2 protein-coding genes are annotated in these 1,121 nt (G+C 63.4%); one reads left to right on the forward strand and one right to left on the reverse strand.

Features of this window, described 5'->3' with window-relative positions:
* Positions 1–412, reverse strand: a 412-nt coding sequence (locus tag ENZ75_RS32540) for a TonB-dependent receptor plug domain-containing protein (protein ID WP_164888209.1), incomplete at its 3' end; no start/stop codon positions are given.
* Between the two features lie 180 nt (positions 413–592).
* Here ENZ75_RS32540 and ENZ75_RS32545 point away from each other — a divergent pair.
* The coding region (locus ENZ75_RS32545; protein WP_164888210.1) for an ABC transporter substrate-binding protein at positions 593–1,121 on the forward strand (529 nt) is incomplete at its 3' end.

Raw genomic sequence — 1,121 nt, forward strand, 5'->3', positions numbered from 1 at the left:
GGTCCCGGAACCGCCAGCAACATCCGCGGCCTGGAGCAATATGGCCGCGGATGTTGATGGCGGTTGCGGGATCGTCGCCATTCATCGAGGCAGCGACGCCCGGCGTGGTGCGGAAGATGTCGGCGGCTGTGTCGGGCTGGATGCGGTCGAGTTCGTCCTGATCGACGGCGCTGATGGCGGCCATCGATTCGATCACCGCCGTTTTGATCATCGTTGCCGAGATGGTGATCACGTCGAGCATCGTCGCCGGCTGGTTCTGCGCGACACTGGCCGGCGCCAGGCGGCCGGTCTTGGCGGCGGCCTTTTTCTCCCGGTCCTGTTCCTGCGCGCTGGCAAGAGGCACGGCGCAGAGGCCGAGCACGAAGGCGAGCGCCGTGCTCGCCATCGATGTCGTGTTTGTTGTCGTTGTCATGCAGCCCCCAAGCAAAAGCAAAACTGCTGGCGGTGGCTGAGCGGCCTTGGCTGGCATTATTGAAAATCCCTCAACCAGTCAGGTCAGGGCATGGGTCACATATTTAAACATGATGACATAAGTCAACTTTAAATTTATAGCCGACCATCCTCGAGAAGCATCTGGCACGGGAACAGCGGCATGGTTGGCAGTTTAGGCGAAGGCAAGACGACCCACTGGTCGCAACCGGGCAGGATCGCGGCGGTGCTGCTTCTGGCACTGGCGGTGCTGGCGCCTTCCTGCGGCTTCAAGGCGCTGGCCGCCGAGACCGTTGTCGATGCGCTGGGACGAACCGTCGTGCCGGGCGCGGCGACCCGGATCGTGACGCTCGGTTCCGACGTCACCGAGATCGTCCACGCGCTGGGCGCCGGCGGGCGAATCGTCGCTATTGATCGCGGCAGCAAATATCCGCCTGAAGTCGCGCAAAAACCCAATGTCGGCTACCGCCGCCAGCTTTCGGTCGAGGGGCTGGCCAGCCTGCGACCCGACCTGATCCTGGCCGCAGAAGACAGCGGGCCTCCTGAAGCGGTCGAGGTGCTGAAGTCGCTGGCAATTCCGATCGTCTTGGTCCCGCAGGACAACAGCCCGCAAGGCATCGAGCACAAGATCACGTTGATCGCCGCCAGCCTTGGGCTCGAGGACAAGGGCAAGGCGGTTTCCGCCGAGGTGC

This window comes from Mesorhizobium sp. M7A.F.Ca.CA.002.04.1.1 (assembly GCF_004022805.1).
In the GTDB taxonomy this organism is placed as follows: Bacteria; Pseudomonadota; Alphaproteobacteria; order Rhizobiales; family Rhizobiaceae; genus Mesorhizobium; species Mesorhizobium ciceri.